General features: G+C 66.9%; 16 protein-coding genes. 9 read left to right on the forward strand and 7 right to left on the reverse strand.

Features of this window, described 5'->3' with window-relative positions; genetic code table 11:
• Window positions 1–3 precede the first annotated feature (3 nt).
• Together OG976_RS05425 and OG976_RS05430 are read right to left on the reverse strand one after the other, a co-directional pair.
• A complete protein-coding gene (locus tag OG976_RS05425) occupies window positions 4–1,170 on the reverse strand; it encodes an acyl-CoA dehydrogenase family protein (protein WP_328363178.1) in 1,167 nt (388 codons plus the stop codon).
• Between the two features lie 23 nt (window positions 1,171–1,193).
• Window positions 1,194–2,483 carry an amidohydrolase family protein gene (locus OG976_RS05430; RefSeq protein ID WP_328358927.1) on the reverse strand — a complete coding sequence of 430 codons (1,290 nt, stop codon included), beginning with the start codon at window positions 2,481–2,483 and terminating at the stop codon, window positions 1,194–1,196.
• Window positions 2,484–2,719: 236 nt separating this feature from the next.
• On the opposite strand from OG976_RS05430, the gene OG976_RS05435 reads away from it, so the two are divergent.
• The 8 genes from OG976_RS05435 to OG976_RS05470 all read left to right on the forward strand — a co-directional run bounded on the left by OG976_RS05435 (window position 2,720) and on the right by OG976_RS05470 (window position 9,317).
• Complete coding sequence (locus OG976_RS05435; RefSeq protein WP_328363180.1) at window positions 2,720–3,250, forward strand: carboxymuconolactone decarboxylase family protein; 531 nt, start codon at window positions 2,720–2,722, stop codon at window positions 3,248–3,250.
• A gap of 5 nt (window positions 3,251–3,255) precedes the next feature.
• A complete protein-coding gene (locus OG976_RS05440; protein WP_328358929.1) occupies window positions 3,256–4,569 on the forward strand; it encodes an aromatic ring-hydroxylating oxygenase subunit alpha in 1,314 nt (437 codons plus the stop codon).
• Window positions 4,562–4,915: a hypothetical protein gene (locus tag OG976_RS05445; protein WP_328358931.1), complete on the forward strand. Its 354-nt coding sequence runs from the start codon at window positions 4,562–4,564 to the stop codon at window positions 4,913–4,915. Before OG976_RS05440 ends, OG976_RS05445 begins: the two co-directional genes overlap by 8 nt.
• Before the next feature lie 2 nt (window positions 4,916–4,917).
• Window positions 4,918–6,159, forward strand: a complete 1,242-nt coding sequence (locus tag OG976_RS05450) for a metal-dependent hydrolase family protein (RefSeq protein ID WP_328358933.1) — start codon at window positions 4,918–4,920, stop codon at window positions 6,157–6,159.
• A complete protein-coding gene (locus tag OG976_RS05455) occupies window positions 6,140–6,574 on the forward strand; it encodes a nuclear transport factor 2 family protein (protein WP_328358935.1) in 435 nt (144 codons plus the stop codon). The genes OG976_RS05450 and OG976_RS05455 overlap by 20 nt, the downstream gene beginning before the upstream one ends.
• 26 nt (window positions 6,575–6,600) lie before the next feature.
• Window positions 6,601–7,701 carry an acyl-CoA dehydrogenase family protein gene (locus OG976_RS05460; protein ID WP_328363182.1) on the forward strand — a complete coding sequence of 367 codons (1,101 nt, stop codon included), beginning with the start codon at window positions 6,601–6,603 and terminating at the stop codon, window positions 7,699–7,701.
• A 24-nt stretch (window positions 7,702–7,725) separates the two neighbouring features.
• Window positions 7,726–8,496 (forward strand): acyl-CoA dehydrogenase family protein, encoded by a 771-nt coding sequence (locus tag OG976_RS05465; protein ID WP_328363184.1) that lies wholly within the window; start codon window positions 7,726–7,728, stop codon window positions 8,494–8,496.
• A gap of 164 nt (window positions 8,497–8,660) precedes the next feature.
• Window positions 8,661–9,317 carry a TetR/AcrR family transcriptional regulator gene (locus OG976_RS05470; protein WP_328358937.1) on the forward strand — a complete coding sequence of 219 codons (657 nt, stop codon included), beginning with the start codon at window positions 8,661–8,663 and terminating at the stop codon, window positions 9,315–9,317.
• Window positions 9,318–9,359: 42 nt separating this feature from the next.
• Here OG976_RS05470 and meaB read toward each other — a convergent pair whose 3' ends face one another.
• A complete protein-coding gene (gene meaB / locus OG976_RS05475) occupies window positions 9,360–10,220 on the reverse strand; it encodes a methylmalonyl Co-A mutase-associated GTPase MeaB (RefSeq protein ID WP_328358939.1) in 861 nt (286 codons plus the stop codon).
• 104 nt (window positions 10,221–10,324) lie between these two features.
• On the opposite strand from meaB, the gene OG976_RS05480 reads away from it, so the two are divergent.
• On the forward strand, window positions 10,325–11,089 hold the full coding sequence (locus OG976_RS05480) for an SDR family oxidoreductase (RefSeq protein WP_328358942.1): 765 nt from the start codon (window positions 10,325–10,327) through the stop codon (window positions 11,087–11,089).
• Window positions 11,090–11,100: 11 nt separating this feature from the next.
• Here the strand turns inward: OG976_RS05480 and OG976_RS05485 are convergent, their stop codons facing one another.
• From OG976_RS05485 to OG976_RS05500, 4 genes are read right to left on the reverse strand one after another with little or no spacing between them, the layout of a single operon-like run.
• Complete coding sequence (locus tag OG976_RS05485) at window positions 11,101–11,865, reverse strand: enoyl-CoA hydratase/isomerase family protein (protein WP_328358945.1); 765 nt, start codon at window positions 11,863–11,865, stop codon at window positions 11,101–11,103.
• A gap of 3 nt (window positions 11,866–11,868) precedes the next feature.
• On the reverse strand, window positions 11,869–12,957 hold the full coding sequence (locus tag OG976_RS05490) for an acyl-CoA dehydrogenase family protein (protein ID WP_328358948.1): 1,089 nt from the start codon (window positions 12,955–12,957) through the stop codon (window positions 11,869–11,871).
• Complete coding sequence (locus OG976_RS05495; protein ID WP_328358951.1) at window positions 12,944–13,759, reverse strand: acyl-CoA dehydrogenase family protein; 816 nt, start codon at window positions 13,757–13,759, stop codon at window positions 12,944–12,946. The genes OG976_RS05490 and OG976_RS05495 overlap by 14 nt, the downstream gene beginning before the upstream one ends.
• The gene (locus OG976_RS05500) at window positions 13,737–15,104 is read right to left on the reverse strand and encodes a class I adenylate-forming enzyme family protein (protein ID WP_328363186.1); all 1,368 of its coding nucleotides are present in this window, start codon (window positions 15,102–15,104) and stop codon (window positions 13,737–13,739) included. Before OG976_RS05500 ends, OG976_RS05495 begins: the two co-directional genes overlap by 23 nt.
• Window positions 15,105–15,182: the final 78 nt, after the last annotated feature.

The following is a 15,182-nucleotide window of genomic DNA, read 5'->3' on the forward strand; positions in this document are numbered from 1 at the left end:
CCATCAGTAGCTCCTCGGGAGTCCCAGCACGTGCGACCCGAGGAAGTTGAGGATCATCTCCTGGCTGACGGGGGCAATCTTCATCAGGCGTGCCTCCCGGAAGAACCGGGAGATGTGGTACTCCTCGGAGTACCCCATCCCGCCATGGGTCTGCAGCGCGCGGTCCGCCGCAGCGAAACCGGCGTCGGCGCAAAGGTACTTCGCCATGTTGGCCTCCCGGCCGCACGACTTGCCGTTGTCGTAGAGCCAGGTGGATTTGCGCAGGATCAGTTCGGCCGCGTCGAGGCGCGCCAGCGAGTCGGCCAGCGGGAACTGGATGCCCTGGTTCATCCCGATGGGCCGGTCGAACACGATCCGCTCGTTGGCGTATTTCACCGCACGGTCCAGCGCCACCCGGCCGATGCCGAGGGCCTCGGCGGCGATCAGCATCCGCTCCGGGTTCAGCCCGTGCAGGATGTAGGAGAAGCCTTTGCCCTCCTCACCGATGCGATCGGAGACCGGAATCCGCAAGTCGTCGATGAACACCTCATTGGAGGAGACGGCGTTGCGCCCCATCTTCTTGATAGGCCGGATGTCGATGTGGTCGCGGTCGATGTCGGTGAGGAACAGCGACATCCCGTCGGTCGGCTTGGCCGCCTCGTCGCGGGGTGTCGTGCGGGTCAACAGCAGGATCTTCTCGGACTCCAGCGCCTTGGAGATCCACACCTTGCGCCCGTTGACGACGTAGCTGTCGCCGTCACGGCGGGCGAAGGTCGTGATGCGCGAGGTGTCCAGCCCCGCGCCGGGCTCGGTCACACCGAAGCAGACGTGCAAGTCACCGTTGACGATCCGCGGCAACGTCGCGGCCTTCATCTCCTCGGAACCGAACACCACGACCGGCTGCATGCCGAAGATCGACAGGTGAATGGCGCTGGCGGCGTTCATGCCGCCACCGGAGCGGGCCACCTCCTCGGCCAGGATCGTGGCTTCGGTGATGCCCAGCCCGTGCCCGCCGTATTCCTCCGGGATGGTCATCCCGAGCCAGCCGCCGCCGGCGATGGCGTCGTAGAACTCCTGGGGAAACTCGTGCGCCTGGTCTTTGTCCATCCAGTACTGGTCGTCGAACCGAGATGCCAACTCGCGCACCGACTTACGGATCAGCTCCTGATCCTCGGTCAACTCAAAGCTCATTCCGCCGGTCACGGCGATCCTCACTACTCGGTGCCGCTGTTGGCCTGTGCCGCTTCAAACAGGGCGCTTCCGCCGCGCTCGCCCTTCTTGTGGTGGCTGAGTGCCTGGATGGACACGTCGTGCCCGGTGGCGGACTCACGCAGTGCGCCGACTGTGGCCTGCTCACGCGAGATGTGCTTGAACGGGTCGAACGAGTACCAGCGCATGGCGTTCTCGTACGTCATCTTGTTGATGTCACTGTCGGGTACATCGTTGGCGCTCAACACCTCCCACAGTTCCTCGGGGGCACCCGGCCACATCGAGTCACTGTGCGGGTAGTCGGCCTCCCAAGCGATGTTGTCGATGCCGATGTCGTGGCGAAGTTTGACACCAACCGGGTCGCTGATGAAGCAGGTCAGGAAGTGCTCGCGGAACACGTCCGAGGGCACCTTGTCACCGAAGTCCTGGCCGGTCCACGTCGAGTGCATCTCGTAGGTGCGGTCGGCGCGCTCCAGGAAGTAGGGGATCCAGCCGGTGCCGCCCTCGGACAGCGCGATCTTGAGATCCGGGTACTCCTTGACCGGGCGCGACCACAACAGGTCCGCGGCAGCCTGCACGATGTTCATCGGCTGCAGGGTGATCATCACGTCCATCGGCGCGTCAGGTGCGGTGATGGCCAGTTTGCCCGACGAACCGATGTGGACGTTGAGCACGGTGTTGGTGTCGCACAACGCTTTCCACAGCGGGTTCCAGTACTCGTTGTGGAAGCTCGGGTATCCCATCGCGGCGGGGTTCTCGGTGAAGGTGATGGCGTGCACGCCCTTCTCGGCGACCCGGCGCACTTCCTGGGCGCACAGTTCGGCGTTCCAGATCACCGGGATCGCCATCGGGATGAACCGGGCCGGGTAGGCGCCGCACCACTCGTCGATGTGCCAGTCGTTGTAGGCCTGCACCAGGGCCAGCGAGAACGCCTCGTCCTCGGTGGCGAACAGCCGGCCGGCGAAGCCCGGGAAGGACGGGAAGCAGATCGAGCCCAGGATGCCGCCGGCGTTCATGTCTTTGACCCGCTCGTCGACGTTGTAACAGCCGGGCCGGATCTCGTCGAGGCCTTGGGGCTCCAGGCCGTACTCCTCCTTGGGGCGGCCTGCCACCGCATTGAGTGCCACATTGGGAATCACCACGTCGCGGAATCGCCACATGTCCGAGCCGTCGGGGTTGTGCACCAGGCGCGGCGCGTCGTCGATGTACTTCCTGGGCAGGTGGTTGGCGAACATGTCGGGCGGCTCGACGATGTGGTCGTCGACGCTGATCAGGATCATGTCCTCTTTGCGCATGGCCGTTCCTCTCGTCAGATCCGCTCCCATGAAAACTATCTTCTCCTTCCGCGAGAATCAACACGCGGTAACCGCCTTACCGGGTGCCGTACCAGATCCGGAAGCACCCGGTCTGAACCCAGGGACCTCGGGTTTCCCACCCTGCGCACGCTCGGGGATTGACCTCAGCGCGAGTTCATGAAAATCTATTATCCACAATTGAGAATATGATTCTCTCCAGCGAGAGGGGGCTACTGGTGCGACTGACGCCGCTGCCTGCAGAACAGTGGGACGACGACGTCCGCGCTGCCTTGCGGGGCATGCTGCCGCGCGAGCGTCAGAATCCCGAGCAGGCCGGGACGGCGTTGTCGACGCTGGTGCGCCACCCGGCCCTCGCCAAGGCCTTCCTCGGCCTCAACATGCATCTGCTGTTCAGGTCGTCGCTGCCACCGCGACTGCGCGAGGTGGCGATCCTGCGGATCGCGCACCGGCGCCAGTGCGCCTACGAGTGGGAACACCACGTCGAACTCGCCAGGGCCGAGGGACTCACCGGGGCCGACATCGAGGCCGTCCGCCGCGGTGAGGCCGCCGATGCCCTCGACGGTCTGGTGCTCACCGCAGTCGACGAACTCGACGCGACATCGAACCTGACGGACCAGACGTGGGAGGCGCTCGGTGAACACCTCAGTGACCGCCAGCGGATGGACTTCGTCTTCACCGTCGGCACCTACGCCATGTTGGCCATGGCGTTCAACACTTTCGGCGTACAGCTAGAACAGGAAAGGTAACTACGTTGGCACACTTCCCGAAGCCGGCAGTCGGCAGTTGGACAGAGAACTGGCCGGAGCTGGGCACCGCCCCGGTCGACTACACCGACTCGATCGACCCGCAGCAGTGGAAGCTCGAGCAGCAGGCGATCTTCCGCAAGACCTGGCTGCAGGTCGGGCGCGTCGAGCGACTTCCCAAGAACGGCAGCTACTTCACCCGGGAGATGCCCTCGGTGGGCGCCGGCACGTCCATCATCGTCGTCAGGGACGGCACCGGCCCCGACGGAACCATTCGCGCCTTTTACAACCTGTGCCGCCACCGCGGCAACAAGCTGGTGTGGAACGACTACCCGGGCGAAGAGGTGTCCGGCAACTGCCGCCAGTTCACCTGCAAGTACCACGCCTGGCGCTACGGCCTGGACGGCAAGCTGACGTTCGTCCAGCAGGAAGACGAGTTCTTCGACCTCGACAAGGCCGACTACCCGCTCAAGCCGGTTCGCTGCGAAGTGTGGGAGGGATTCATCTTCGTCAACTTCGACGACGATGCCGAGCCGCTGCGGGACTACCTGGGCGACTTCGCCAAGGGCCTGGAAGGGTATCCCTTCCACGAGATGACCGAGGTCTACAGCTATACCGCCGAGATCAACGCGAACTGGAAGCTGTTCATCGACGCGTTCACCGAGTTCTACCACGCACCTGTGCTGCACATGAAGCAGGCGACCAAGGAGGAGGCCGAGAAGCTGGCCAAGGTCGGCTTCGAAGCTCTGCACTACGACATCAAGGGTCAACACTCGATGATCTCGTCCTGGGGCGGGATGAGCCCGCCCAAGGACCTCAACATGGTCAAGCCGATCGAACGCATCCTGCACAGCGGGCTGTTCGGCCCGTGGGATCGCCCCGACATCAAGGGCATCCTGCCCGACGAGCTGCCCCCGGCGGTCAACCCTGCCCGCCAGAAGACTTGGGGCCAGGACTCTTTCGAGTTCTTCCCGAACTTCACGCTGCTGCTGTGGGCCCCCGGGTGGTACCTCACCTACAACTACTGGCCGACCGACGTCGACAAGCACATCTTCGAGGCGAACCTCTATTTCGTGCCGCCGAAGAACACGCGGCAGCGGTTGTCCCAGGAGCTGGCGGCGGTGACCTTCAAGGAGTACGCCCTGCAGGACGCCAACACCCTGGAAGCCACCCAGACCCAGATCGGCACCCGGGCCGTCACCGATTTCCCGCTGTGCGATCAGGAGATCCTGCTGCGGCATCTGCACCACACCGCACACAAATACGTCGATGACTACAAGGCCGCGCAGAACGGGAGCCTGAAGGGTGCCGCACATGTCTGAGACGACTGCCACCGAGACCGGTTTGCTTCCGACCGAATTCGCCGACCTGGAGCGGTTCAGCGATTGGATCCTGCCCACCGAGCCCGAGCGCTACGCCAAGCGCCTGTCTGCCACGATGGCCGAGATGCAGGATCTCTACGACGTCGGGCTGGCGCGCCTCGAGGAGGTCATGGTCTACCTCGATGCCCGCTTCCCGCTGCACGATATGCCCGAAGACGCCAAGCGGCTCATGCATCTGATGCAGTCTGTGGTGATGGTGTCCTTCCCGGTGGAGGTCTGGAAACAGCCCCGCGTGCTCGACAGCGGCGCGGCCTGGGTCACCATCACCAGGGAGCCGGTGGTTTAGGCGTGCTGACCCTCAAAGCCGCGGGTCTGCTCGACGTCGACGCCGGAGTAATCGTGAGTCCCGGCATCGTCCGTGTCGACGGCGACCGCATCGTCGGGATCGGCGGCGAGCCCAGGTCCAATGTCGGCACCGCCGACGAGGGCGAGCTGATCGACCTCGGGGACAGCATCCTGCTGCCCGGTCTGATGGACATGGAGGTCAACCTCCTGATGGGCGGCCGGGGTGAAAACCCCGGCCTCTCACAGGTTCAGGACGACCCACCGACCCGGGTGCTGCGTGCGGTGGGCAACGCGCGCCGCACCCTGCACGCGGGCTTCACCACGGTGCGTAACCTGGGCCTGTTCGTCAAGACCGGTGGATACCTGCTCGACGTCGCATTGGGCAAGGCCATCGACGGCGGCTTGATCGAAGGTCCTCGCATCGTGCCTGCCGGCCATGCGATCACCCCGACCGGCGGGCACCTCGATCCGACGATGTTCGCCGCGTTCATGCCGGGGGTGCTGGAACTGACCGTCGAAGAGGGCATCGCCAACGGGGTCGACGAGATCCGCAAAGCGGTGCGCTACCAGATCAAGCACGGCGCCCAGCTGATCAAGGTGTGCTGTTCGGGCGGGGTGATGTCGCTCACGGGTTCGGCCGGGGCGCAACACTATTCGGACGAAGAGTTGGCCGCAATCGTCGACGAGGCCCACCGGCGCGGCCTGCGGGTGGCCGCCCACACCCACGGCGCCGAGGCCGTCAAGCACGCCGTCGGCGTCGGCATCGACTGCATCGAGCACGGCTTCCTGATCGACGACGAGGCCATCGCGCTGATGGTCGAGAACGGGACGTTCCTGGTCAGCACCCGCCGCCTGGCCGAGGGAATGGACGTCTCCAAGGCGCCGCCGGAGCTGCAGGCCAAGGCCGCCGAGATGTTCCCGAAGGCGCGTACCTCGATCAAGGCCGCCTACGAGGCCGGGGTGAAGATCGCCGTCGGCACCGATGCCCCGGCAATCCCGCACGGCCGCAACGCCGATGAGCTCGTCACCCTGGCCGAGTGGGGTCTTCCCCCGGCGGCCGTCCTGAAGGCGGCGACGGTGACCGCCGCAGAGCTGATCAACGTGACCGACCGCGGACGGCTGGCCGAGGGACTGCTGGCCGACATCATCGCCGTGCCGGGCGATCCGCTGGCCGACATCACCGTGACCAGGAACGTGAGTTTCGTGATGAAAGGCGGGAAAGTCCATGTCCACAAGACGGACTGACGACATCGTCGAGATCCAGCAGCTACTGGCCCGCTACGCGGTGACCATCACGCAGCTCGACGTCGACGGCCTGGTCACGGTGTTCACCGACGACGGCACCTACAGCGCGTTCGGCGAAACCTATTCGCTGTCCCGGTTTCCGGTTCTGGTCGACGCCGCCCCCAAGGGGCTCTTCATGACCGGCGAGTCGTTGATCGAGTTCGACGAGGACGATCCCGACGCGGCGACCGGCACCCAGCCGTTGTGCTTCATCGAGCACTCTGCCCACGACATGCGGATCGGCTACTACCGCGACACCTACGTGCGCACCGCCGGCAGCTGGCGGCTGCGCACCCGTGCGATGACGTTCATCCGACGCAGCGGGGAACATGATTCGGGCCGCCCGCACGCGATCGGACGGCCCGCCGGCGGATGACGGACGCCATCGTGACCGAATCCCCCATGGCGGTCCGCGAATTCCGCGCCGCACTGCAGGGCTGGCTCGCCGAGCATGACCTCACTCCCGGAGCGGACCATTCGCTGGCCGGACACATCGACCAGATGAGCCGGGTGCGGCGGGAGCTCTACGACGCGGGCTGGATGCGGTACGGCTGGCCCGCCGAGGTCGGCGGCCTCGGCGGCACGGCCGTGATGCGCCTGGTGGTGGCCGAGGAGATCCTCGGCCGCAACCTCGCCGAACCCGGCCCGTACTCGATGATGGAAGTCCTTGTGCCCACGCTGATCTCCTACGCCCGACCCGAACTGGCGGCGGAGATGGTGCCGCGGTACCTGCGCGGCGAGGAACACTGGTGCCAGGGGTTCTCCGAACCGGGGTCCGGCAGCGACCTGGCGTCGCTGACCACCAGGGCCGTCCGCGACGGCGATGACTGGGTGATCAACGGCCAGAAGGTATGGACAAGCTTCGCGCAGTTCTCCAAACGCTGCGTGCTGCTGACCCGCACCGGGACGCCCGATACCCCCAAGCACCAGGGCATCACGGCGTTCTTCGTCGACCTGGACTCCCCCGGCGTCACGGTGCGCCCGCTGCGCACGATGCACGGCGTCGACGAATTCTGCGAGGTGTACTTCGACGACGTCGTCGTACCGGGTGAGCGCATGCTGGGCAACCCGGGCGATGGCTGGCAACTGGCCAATGACCTGCTGCCGTTCGAGCGCTCAACCTGTTTCTGGCAGCGCATCGCCTACCTGTACACCCGCCTCGACCGCCTGGTGGCCCAAGCGCCCGACGCCCCGGACTCCGAGATCGGAGCGGCCTACCTGGCGTTGCACACCGTGCGGTGCAAGTCGGCGGAGACCCAGCGGCGTTTTGCCGAGGGAGCCAAGCTCGGGCCCGAGACCTCGGTGGACAAGGTGCTGCTGGCCGGCGCCGAACAGCGCCTCTACGACACCGCGCGCGATCTGCTGCCCGGCGTCGTGGAGCTCGACGAAAGCCCTTGGCGCCCAGAGTTTCTCTACAGCCGTTCAGCGACGATCTACGGCGGTACCGCCGAGATCCAGCGCAATATCATCGCCCGCCGGCTTCTGGACCTCGGGAAGGAGTGATACGTGGACGACGGCGACCTCGGCATGCTTGCCGACACTCTGCACAAGACCATGACCGCCGCGGCCGATGCCGGACGGCCGAACGTCGAGGGCGCCCTAGCCGAACTCGGCTGGCTCGACATGCTCGCCGAGGTCCCCGCCGAGGCAACTGCTCTGGTGTTCCGCCTGCTCGGTGAGACGGGAACTCACGCCGGTGTCCTCAACGACGTCGTGCTGCACGCCGCAGGAGAGCCCGGCGGCGGTGCCGTGCCGCTTCCGTTCACCGGTGACCGCTGGGTGCTGTGGGAGCGGACGGGCGAGGGCGGCCGGTCCATCGACGGCGAGCTTCCGGTGCGCGCCGTGGCCGACGGCGACGCCGTGCCGATGGCGGCGGGGCGAGTTGCGCTGGGGTGGTGGCTGGCAGGTTCGGCCCGCGCCATGCTGACGCTGGCCCGCCAGCACGCGGTCGACCGGGTCCAGTTCGGCAGGCCGATCGCATCCTTCCAGGCGGTGCGGCACCGGTTGGCCGAGACGCTGGTTGCCGTCGACGGCGCCGAGGCGACACTGCGGGCGGCCGACGACGACCTCGGCTGCCTGTTGGCCAAAGCCGCGGCCGGGCAGGCGGCACTCACCGCGGCCAGGCACTGCCAGCAGGTGATGGGCGGGATCGGGTTCACCGCCGAGCACGACCTGCACCGGCACGTGAAACGGGTCATGCTTCTCGACGGCCTGCTGGGCTCGGCGCGGGACCTGACCAGGCAGGCGGGGGCCGCAGTCCGGGCATCCCGGCATGCGCCGCGACTGGCGAACTTGTGACGCACGTCATGACCTGCGAGGCCTCATTGCCGGTTAGACTCACCGCGCAGTAACAATTTCGCCAGATCTGGCATTGAGAACGTAATTCTCGCGGCTGAGAGTAGTACTCTACTTACCGTGAGGTACACCCGAACCGCCCGCGCTAGCTCGTTTCGAGCCCCGCAGTGAACAGCCCGAGCGAAGAACCCGCCTGGAAGCAGCGCGCCGTCGAACGGTCGATCAGGACCGCCAAGGTGCGCGCCGGCCAGCGTGTGCAGCGGTTCCTCGACGCCGCCCAGGCCATCATCACCGAGAAGGGCAGCACCGACTTCACCGTCCAAGAGGTGGTGGATCGGTCCCGGCAATCGTTGCGCAGCTTCTACCTGCAGTTCGACGGGAAGCATGAGCTGCTCCTGGCCCTGTTCGAAGACGCGCTCAGCCGTGCCGCCGATCAGATCCGCGCCGCCACGTCGGCCCAGAAAGACCCGCTGCAGCGCCTGAAAGTGGCGGTCACGCTGCTCTTCGAACTCTCCCGGCCCGACCCGACCGCCCGCCGGCCGTTGTTCACCGACTTCGCACCGCAGCTCCTGATCTCCCACCCCACCGAGGTCAAGGGCGCCCATGCGCCGCTGGTCGCGCTGTTCACCGAGCTCATGGAAGAAGCGGGCGCGGCAGGCGAACTGCGCGCCGACGCCAACCCCAAGCGGCTCGCGGCGATGACGATGCAGACCATCATGTTCATCGCCCAGTCCAGCGGTGTGCCCGACGACGACAACAATCACAGCCCGATCAACGGTGACGAAGTGTGGGCATTCTGCTCGCAAGGGTTCGCCAAGCACTGAGCCGAGAACGTGATTCGCGCTCCGCGATAGCCGATTTCCGAACTACTTCGCGATGAGCGTCTCCGCGGCGCTGTACGCATCGCAGCGACCGTCGGCGACCGCCTGGGCAAGATCGTCCAGCGCCGGATGGGCCTGCAATCGGCTTTGCGCCAGCGACAGCACCTGAGCGCGGGCCCGGGCAGCGCGCCGGGCCGGAGTGTCGGCCCGCCCGTGCGCCTCGATCGCCTCGACCAGGTCCTGAACTCCCTCGCCCCGGGACGCGATCAGGGTCAGCACCGGAACGTGGGTTTCGAATTTGAGGTCGCGCACGGTCTGGGCGGCGCCCTCGCGGTCCGCCTTGTTCACCACCACCAGATCGGCGACCTCGAGCAGTCCGGCCTTGGCCGCCTGAACGGCGTCACCCGCCCCGGGGTTGAGGATCACGATGGTCGGGTCGGCGAGCGCGGCCACCTCGATCTCGGACTGGCCGACTCCGACCGTCTCCACTAGGACCACGTCGTAGGCCAGCGCGCCGAGCAGACGGATGGCGGCCGGTACCGCCGCAGCCAACCCGCCCAGATGCCCACGCGCGGCCACCGAGCGGATCAGGACGCCGGGATCATTGATGTGGGCCGCCATCCGAATGCGGTCACCCAGCAATGCACCACCGCTGTACGGCGAGGACGGGTCGACTGCCAACACCGCAACCCGTTGTCCCCGTTCACGATATGCCGCGACAAGCACCGCGATCGTCGTCGACTTGCCCGCCCCCGGCGGTCCCGTCACCCCGATCACCGGTAGCGCCACCGAGCCGACTTCGGCGAGCACCTCGTCGCGGCGGCTGCTTTCGACCATGCTCAGCAGCCGGCCCACGGCGCGGGTGTTCCCGGCGCGGGCAGCGGCGATCAGCTCGGCGACCTCCATGACAGGCAACGCTACGGGTTCTCCTAGTCGGTTGACCGATCGCGGCGTCATGAGAATACTATTCTCTCTGATAGAGAGTATTAGTTGCAAGAAGGGAAATCACTATGCAGATCAGTGGCAGCTCCGCGGTCGTCTTCGGCGGTGCGGGCGGTCTGGGTGAGGCGACCGTGCGCCGCCTGCACGGGGCCGGAGCCAAGGTCGTCATCGCCGACCTCGCCGACGAGAAGGGCACGGAACTCGCCGCCGAACTCGGTATCCCCTATGTGCGTACCGACGTCACCGACGACGACGCCGTGAACGCCGCGATCGCCGCGGCCGAAGCCCTTGGGCCGTTCCGCATCTCGGTGGACACCCACGGCGGCCCGGCCGGTGGCGGACGGCTGGTGGGCAAGGACGGCTCGCCGATGGAACTCGAGGCATTCACCAAGACCATCACCTTCTACCTGACCGCGGTGTTCAACGTCATGCGGCACACCGCGGCCGCCATCGCGCGCCAGGAGCCCGATGAGAACGGCGCGCGCGGCGTGATCATCAACACCGCGTCGATCGCAGCGTTCGAGGGGCAGATCGGCCAGCTGCCGTACGCGGCCGCCAAAGGTGGCGTGGTGTCGATGACTCTGGTTGCCGCGCGGGATCTTTCGCCCCTAGGCATCCGGGTGATGTCGATTGCGCCGGGCACCATCAACACCCCGGCCTACGGCACAGCCGCCGACCAGCTGGAGGCCTACTGGGGCCCGCAGGTCCCGTTCCCCAAGCGGATGGGCCGCTCCGACGAGTACGGGCGCCTGGCGCTGTCGATCGCCGAGAACGACTACCTCAACGGTGAGACGATCCGGCTCGACGGCGCACTGCGCTTCCCGCCGAAGTAAGCCGCGCGGGCCTACTTCTTGGCGATCAATCCGTCGACGATCCGGTTGAAGTCGGCGGTGCCGAACGAGACGTACTCGGCGAGGTTGGCGTAGTCCAGCGAGGCCATCACCGCCTTCTCCAGCTGGATGTTCATCAGCCGCTTGGTGGCCTCGACGGCCTGTTGGGGCAGTTCGATGAGCTTCTTCGCGCACGCGATCGCCTCGGGCAGCGGCTCGGCCACAACATGATTCGCCAGGCCAAGCTCGACGGCGCGCTGCGCCTTGATGCGCACACCGGTCAACGCGAACTCCTTGGCCTGCAGCAGGCTGATCTGCGAGCCCCACACCAGCGGGCCCCCGTCGGCAGCGACCAAGCCGATCTGCACGTGCGGGTCGGCGAAGAACGCCGTCTCGGCGATATAGACGACGTCGGACAGCGCGGCCAGGCTGCAACCCAACCCGACGGCCGGTCCGTTGACGGCCGCGATCACCGGGACCCGGCAGCGGAGCATGCCGATCACCAGGTCCCGGCCGTGCTTGATCGTCTTCTGCCGCAACGCTTCATCCTTGCGGAGCTCGTCGAGGTAGTTGAAATCGCCGCCCGCCGAGAACGCCCGCCCGGCACCGGTGATGACGGCGGCGCGCACGGAGGCATCCTCGTTGAGCGCCTCCCAGACCTTGGCCAGCCCCACATGCAGTGGATCGTTGACGGCGTTGAGCTCCTCGGGCCGGTTCAGCGTGATGATGCGCAGCGGGCCGTCGGCCGTGACCTCGATTTCGTCGGGCATGTCGTACATGAGCTAGTTCCCCAATCCCAGGATGCGTCCGGCAATGATGTTCTTCTGAATCTGCGATGTGCCGCCCATGACGCTCTGCGCGCGGCTGTAGAGGTAGGCCCCGAGCAACTCCTCGTCGCCGGTGCCGACGGTGGCCAGTGCGGCATGACCGACGGCCTGCTCCGTCCAGGTCATCAGCAGCTTGTCCAGTGAGCCGTCCGGGCCGTGCGTGAGCCCGTCGAGCTGCTCGGAGAGGCGCCTGCGCACGTGCAGCCGCAGCATCTCGGTCTGCACCCATGCCCAGGACAGTTCGTCAGGCACGTCACCCTCGACGCGGGTGGCCAACTGCCGCACAAGTTTTCCGTAACGTGCGGAGAAGCCCAGGGTCGAGGGCTCGCGCTCGTGGCTGACCACCGTCATCGCCAGCTTCCAGCCGCTGCCGGGTTCGCCCACCATCTGCGAGGCCGGCACCCGGGCACCGTCGAACTCGACCTGACCGAACTCCTTGGTCACACCGCTGATCATCTTCAGCGGCCGCTGGACGATGCCCGGCTGATGCATCGAGACGATGAACGCCGAGATGCCCTTGTGCTTGGCCACATTCTTGTCGGTCCGGGCCAGCACCAGACACCAGTCGGCGACATCGGAGTAACTGGTCCAGACCTTGTGGCCGTTGATGACGTAGTCGTCGCCGTCGAGTGTCGCGGTGGTGGTCAGCGAGGCCAGGTCGGAGCCGGCACCCGGCTCGGAGAACCCCTGGCACCAGCGCTGCGTGCCGTTGATCATCCCGGGCAGGAACCGCTCGCGCAGTTCCTCGCTGCCGTGCGCGCTCAGTCCCACCACGAGGTAACCGAGGCTGGGCCGGGCAGGCGCCCCGGCTTTGGCGATCTCCTCGTCGACGATGACGTCGAACACCGGCGCAAGGTCTTGTCCGCCATACTTGGTGGGCCACGATGTGCCGAAGAAGCCGGCCGCGTAGAGAGCCTGATGCCACTCCCCCGCTTTGGCCCAGTAGGCGTCACCCGAGGTCGGAAACTTGCCCTTCTGTTCGGTCAGCCAGCCGCGCAACCGGTCCCGGAAGGCCGCCTCGTCCGGCGAGTCACGAAAGTCCAATGGTCAGCTCCTTCAGCTTGACTGGCCACGTCTCGGTGGCGACCAGCACCCGGCGCAGGTATACGTGCGCCAGGCATTCCCAGGTATTGCCGATACCGCCATGGACCTGGATCGACGTCTCGCACACCGTCAACGCGGCCCGGGCACAATAGATTTTGGCCACCCGGCCTGCTTCGACCGCATGGGCGGCCGGTAACTCATCGACCGCCCAGGCCGCATGCCGCAGCACGCTGACCGAGCCCTCGATGAGCGCCAGGCCCTCGGCGAGCAGGTGTGCCACCGCCTGATAGGAGCCGATCGCCGCGCCGTACTGCTCGCGAACCTTGGCGTACTCGGTGGCCACGGTGAGCGCACCCCGCGAGGCGCCCACCAACTCCGCCGACGTCACCGCCAGCGCCAGCGCGTACCAGCGGTCGGCATCCTCATCACCGAGTTCGGCGAGCTCGGGCGGCAATTCGATTACCCCGGAGAGACTTCCGGTCAGATCGACGCTGTGACCCTGCGTCTCGGCCTGCCGCGGCACACGGCCGAGCACCCGGTGCAGGTCGTCGGCCAGGACCGGCCCGAGATACGGGACGTCGACCAGACCGCGGGCGAACTCCTCGGCCACGATCGCCACCTCGACGCCGGAAGCCCCGTCGCTGCGCAGCGAACGCCAGCCGGTGGACTCGACGGTCTTGTCCAGCCGCGCCCGCCGGATCTCGTCGTCGAGGTCGGCGACCGAGCCGGGACCGAGGTCGTCGGCCAGCTTGGCCGCGGCGTCACGCAGCTGCTGCTGCTCATCGGTGAGACGAACGTCCATACTGCTCCTTCAGAATTCGCCGCAGCGCCTTACCTGAGGGCAGGCGCGGGATTTCGGGCACAAACACGATGTCGCGGGGGCGCTTGTAGGAGGCCAGCCGTTCGGCGACCAGGGCCGTCAGCTCCTCGGCGGTCACCGGTTGCGCGGTGGCTACGGCGGCGATCACCGCCTCGCCGTCGAGTCCGTCGGCGACGCCGAACACCGCGCAGTCCCGGACCGCGGGATGGCCGTGCAGCACCGCCTCGACCTCGGCGGGCGCGACCTGGAAGCCGCGTACCTTGACCATCTCCTTGAGCCGGTCGGTGATCCGCAGCCAACCGTTGTCGAGGTGGCCGATATCGCCGGTGCGGTACCAGCCGTCGCGCAGCACTGCGGCTGTCTCGCTGTCCGGAAGATAGCCCGCCATAGCCGATTCCGAGCGGACCTCGATTTCACCGGAGTCCGCGATGCGGACGTCGACGCCAGGGACGGGCTGCCCGACGGTGTCCAGCCGCGCCCGGCCGAGTGGGCAGCAGGCGATCACCGGGACCTCACTGGTGCCGTATGCCGAGATCCAGCCGACGCCGGTCCTGGCGGTCACCTCGTCAGCGACGCTGCGGGTGACCGGGGTGGCGCACCACATGATGTAGCGCAGCGAGGACAGGTCGTAGCTCTGCAGGTCCGGGCGCGAGGCGATCGCCAGCGCGATGGGGGCCACCGCCATCTCGATGGTGATCCGGTCCTCGGCGATATGCCGCAACACCGTCTCGACGTCGAACCGTCGATGTAGACGCATCCAGGCCCCGGCGTCGAGGACGGTCAGGATGTTGAGCAGGCCGAGGATGTGCGACGGCGGGGTGACGATCTGCATGCGGTCGCCCGCCGTCATCCCCAGGGCGGTGCGCCAGTGTCCGACAGCGGCGGACAGCGAGCGGTGGGTGTGGCGGACCGCCTTGGGCATGCCGGTGGTGCCCGAGCTGAAGACCAGCACCGCGTCGGAGTCGGGATCGGGCGTCGCAGGCTGCGCCCGGGCCGCGATGACCGGGTCGTCAAGGTGCACCATCGGCATCAGATCAGCGAGTACCGGGTTGTCACCCACTGCGTGGCCGGCTGCGGTCACCGCCAGCGCATGGCCGACCTCGGCGGCCTTCCAGGCCGGGCTGATCAACACCGCGGCAGCTCCCAGCCGCCAGATCGCCGCAACGGCGACGACGAACTCCGGGCGATTCGACGACATCACCGCGACCCGGTCGCCGGCTCGGACACCTCGGCGGGCCAGAGTCCCGGCCAGACCGGCAGATTCGGCGTCGAGCTGGGACCGTGTGTACGTGCGGTCCTCGAACGCCAGTACCGTCGCGTCGGTCATGGTGCGGTCCACTCGCACATGGTTCGGTGCCACTCCATCGAGATATCGGAAACGAGAACATGCTATCGCCAGTAGAGA

Origin of the sequence: Mycobacterium sp. NBC_00419 (genome assembly GCF_036023875.1) — a bacterium.
Classification (GTDB): Bacteria; Actinomycetota; Actinomycetes; order Mycobacteriales; family Mycobacteriaceae; genus Mycobacterium.